Origin of the sequence: Schnuerera sp. (assembly GCF_035459645.1) — a bacterium.
Lineage (GTDB): Bacteria > Bacillota > Clostridia > Tissierellales > Tepidimicrobiaceae > Schnuerera.
Genome location: NZ_DATHXO010000443.1, coordinates 1 through 4,097, shown reverse-complemented (window position 1 = coordinate 4,097; position 4,097 = coordinate 1). Strand labels below are relative to the sequence as shown.

Sequence of the window (4,097 nt, the reverse complement as noted above, 5' to 3'; positions counted from 1 at the left end):
TAGATGTACTTAATTTCCAAGATTTTGAAGCAGTAGGATATCAAACTACTCATGATTCAACTTCATTTGCCCCTGATTCAGCCTCTACAGCGACAGCATTATCTTCAGGATTTAAAACTTGGAGTGGTACTTTAGGATTAAAGCCAATAGGCCATGTTTCAGGGAATGAAGTTGAAAATGTAGATTCAAAAAACTTACCTAAAACAATAGCTGAGAGGCTTAAAGAAGAAAAAGGGATGAAGGTAGGTATCGTATCAACAGTTACTATAAACCATGCAACTCCAGCAGCTTATTATGCACATGTACCATCAAGGAATGATTACTATAATATAGCAATGCAGATGGCAGATTCAAATTTTGATTATTTTGGTGGTGGGACAATAAACAAACCAAAAGGCAATAACAATGATCAAAAAGATGCATATGAAGTTTTGAAAGAAAAAGGATATAAAGTAGTAAATACAAAAGAAGATATATTGGCTTTAAACAATAAGCAAAGCAAAGTATATGCAGTTACACCAGTAGTTCAAGATAGCGGTTCTATGCCCTATGCAATAGACAATAAAAAGGGAGATTTAACTCTTGCTGATTTTGTTAAAAAAGGTATAGATGTTCTTGATAATGAAAAAGGATTCTTCATGATGGTTGAATCAGGCAAAATCGACTGGGTAGGTCATGCTAATGATGCAAAAACAAATATAACTGAAGTTTTAGCTTTTGAAGATTCAATTCAAGTAGCTATAGATTTTGCTAAAAAACATCCAGAAGAAACACTAATTATTGTAACTGGTGACCACGAAACAGGCGGTATGACTATAGGTCAAGCTACAACTGGATATGATGTAGCATTAGAAATACTAGAAAACCAAAAGATGTCTTATATAGAATTTGATGCATTGCTTGATGAAATGATAAAAGAAAATCCTAAATTAAAATTTGAAGATGTAATGCCAACTATTACTAAAAACTTTGGTTTAAAAAATGAATACGAAGATGGAGAAGGTGATAATCCATATATGGGTCTAGAACTTTCAAACAGTGAAGTAGAAAGACTAAAAAAAGCATTCGATGAAACTATGGCAGAAGAACCATCAAAAGACGAAGAATCTTATAGATTATATGGTGGTTATAATCCATTATCAGTTACATTGACTCATATATTAAACAATAAAGCTGGCATAGGTTGGACTTCCTATGCTCATACGGGGGTACCGGTTCCTGTATATGCTACAGGCGTACAAGCTGAATTATTCAATGGTGCATATGACAATACAGAAGTTTATCATAAACTAGTTACTGCAACAGGACTAAAATAATTTAATAAACAATAAGGCTGGAAATATTCCAGCCTTATTTAATGAAAGGGTGTTATCTCTTGAAAGATATTTTGAGTAAAGTTGATAGAAAGGAAGTAGGTTTTGTTTTTTCTCTATTAATTTTTCTAACTATACTTTTATTATTGCCAACAGGCTTTGATAAACAACTATATATACATACAGAAGGTGTAAAGGCAAAAGTACTATCTGTTGACAACTCAAATGTAATTAATACAGGATTATTTAGGCAAGGAGACCAAAGGGTTACAATCCAAATTGAAACAGGCTCATATAAAGGACAAGTAGTAGATGCAGACAATATGCTAAAAGGTAGTCTTGCAGAAGACAAGATTTTTGTAGAAGGGGATAGGGCATGGGTTCTTATTGGTTTTAATGAAGACGGAAATATTAATTTTGCAAATATGGTAGAACATTATAGATTAAATAAAGAAATTGTCCTTATAGGGTGCTTTGCTATAATTATTATATTTTTTTCAGGTTTTACAGGTGTTAGGACATTATTATCCTTTGCATTTGCATTACTTAGTATATGGAAGATACTAATTCCAGCAATGCTAAAGGGATTCAATCCTATTATTGTAGCATTGATAGTAGGAAATTGTTTAACAATTATAACTATCTTATTAGTTACAGGCTTTACAAAAAGGGCCTATGCTGCTATTATAAGTTCGATTTCTTGTTCTTTTGCTACTTGTATTTTAGCAATCATATTTGGGAACTATTTTAATATTCATGGTGCAGTTATGGATTGGTCAGAATCATTACTTTATGCAGGTTTTTTAAAGCTTAATTTAACAGCTATTTTTCAAGCAGGAATATATCTTGCAAGTTCTGGGGCAATATTAGACCTTGCTGTAGATATTTCATCGGCATTAGATGAAGTAGTAAAGAACAATCCTGAAATAACTCGTAAAAGTTTAATAACATCAGGGATGAGTATTGGGAAGTCAGTAGTTGGAAGCCAGACTACAACTCTTTTATTTGCATATATGGGAAGCTATTTATCAGTCATGATGGTCTATATGGCTCAAGGAACACCAATGCTAAATATATTAAATTCAAAGGTAATAGCAGCAGAGATACTTCACACTTTTGTAGGCTGTATAGGGCTTGTACTGGTTTCTCCTTTGACATCAGTAATTTGTGGGTTATTATTTAAAAGTAAAAAAGACAAGGGTACAATTACATTATCACAAAATAGGCTATAATAGGACAAAGGGTGGTGCGACGGGGACGGTTTTCGCTGTCCCAATAACAATAAGAAACTAGAAGTTATTATTCTTCTAGTTTCTTTTTTGTTGTCAGTTGAACTAAGAAGATATCCGTAGATACATTGAAAACCTGTTAACTCCCTTCCATCATAAATGTCAAATTGACATATTAATATAGATGATAAGAAATCGTGTCATATTTGTCTAAAAATAAAAGTCTTCTGTTAGACTTTGATTACGATCTATGACGTTTTTCTAACATTTCTTCCATTCTACCAATAATAATTCCTTTCTCAAGACTGGTTAACTGATTAAATAGATAAATAAAATCTATGAAATCTTCTTTACAATCTGGAACTTTACCCATCAGTATCCAATCTGTAGAGACATTGAAATATTGTGATAATTCTATTATAATATTTAAGTTTGGTTTACGCTCATCATTTTCATATCTGCTAAGATTATCAAATTTTAATAAATTCATTAATTCTTTTTGAGTCAGATTTTTCTTTTTTCTTAAATAGGCAATTCTTTTACCAATAGAATCAAGTTGTGTCACTGTTCAACCTCCTATAATACAAATTATATGTCAAATAAGCAAAATGCTACTTGACAAAATGTCGAATTGACATTATTATATTAATATAACCACTTTTATTAATTTTAACATATTTTAAAGTTATGTGTCACTGTTAAACCCAGATTTTTATTTTCGAGAGGAGGTGAATTAATGTGGGATAACAAAGAATAAGGAATTTGGTAAAACAGTAAAGAAAACCCTTGTAGAATTAGAAATGACTCAAAGGAAATTAGCAGAAGAAGTTGGAGTTAATGAAAACTATTTAACAGATATTTTAAATGGTCGTAGATCAGGCAAAAAATATAAAACGGAAATTATACATACATTGAACAAACATAAGGCACAGATGTTTTAAAAACCATATGGTAAAGCTATCGGATAGAGTAAATTAGCGTAATTAGTTGATTAAAACAAATCTAAATTTCAAAATTAAATTCAATCATTATTATGTTTCAACATGTCATATTTTCAACATACTATATTTTTTAAATTCAAAAATTATACATAACAATAAGAGTTCAGCAAACATATTTTGATCAAATTAAATAGCATAAAAATTTAAAGCTGTATTTGAGATCAAGAATAAATTTATTTTTAGTTATTATGAACAATTGTTAATTTAAAGATAATCAGTGATTAGATTCACTGAATTACTCAATATTGATTCTAGGAGGAGGGTCAAAATGGAACAAAAAGGCTTTTTTCATGATTTTAAAGTCCACATTATCTCTATTATTTTAGTTGTCATTGCTGAACTAATCGGTATTATATCAATTAGTTTAGGGCCAATTAAGTTTTCTTTGTTGCCGATGCTTCATGCTTTAATTCTTGGTCTATTACTTTCACAAATAAGATTTTTGAAAGTACTAAATCAAGAAGATATGGAAACAGCTTCTCCATATATAGGGATTTGTGTTATGTATTTGATTGCTTATATGGGAAGTACTATTGGCCCTAATCTTTCCTTAG

The 4,097-nt window shown here is 30.5% G+C and carries 5 protein-coding genes; 4 read left to right on the top strand and 1 reads right to left on the bottom strand.

Annotated features, from left to right (window positions below):
• On the top strand, window positions 1-1,316 hold a 1,316-nt coding region (locus VK998_RS10460), incomplete at its 5' end, for an alkaline phosphatase (RefSeq protein WP_325228071.1).
• A 59-nt stretch (window positions 1,317-1,375) separates the two neighbouring features.
• Window positions 1,376-2,545 carry a YibE/F family protein gene (locus VK998_RS10455; protein WP_325228070.1) on the top strand — a complete coding sequence of 390 codons (1,170 nt, stop codon included), beginning with the start codon at window positions 1,376-1,378 and terminating at the stop codon, window positions 2,543-2,545.
• A 238-nt stretch (window positions 2,546-2,783) separates the two neighbouring features.
• On the opposite strand, the gene VK998_RS10450 is transcribed toward VK998_RS10455, so the two are convergent.
• Window positions 2,784-3,107, bottom strand: coding sequence for a helix-turn-helix domain-containing protein (locus VK998_RS10450; RefSeq protein ID WP_325228069.1), 324 nt, complete (start codon window positions 3,105-3,107; stop codon window positions 2,784-2,786).
• A 178-nt stretch (window positions 3,108-3,285) separates the two neighbouring features.
• On the opposite strand from VK998_RS10450, the gene VK998_RS10445 reads away from it, so the two are divergent.
• Both VK998_RS10445 and VK998_RS10440 read left to right on the top strand, forming a co-directional pair.
• Entirely contained in the window at window positions 3,286-3,483 is a 198-nt protein-coding gene (locus VK998_RS10445) for a helix-turn-helix transcriptional regulator (RefSeq protein WP_325228072.1), read from the top strand.
• A gap of 328 nt (window positions 3,484-3,811) precedes the next feature.
• Window positions 3,812-4,097 (top strand): DUF3100 domain-containing protein (locus tag VK998_RS10440; protein WP_325228068.1); only part of this gene is annotated, 286 nt, incomplete at its 3' end.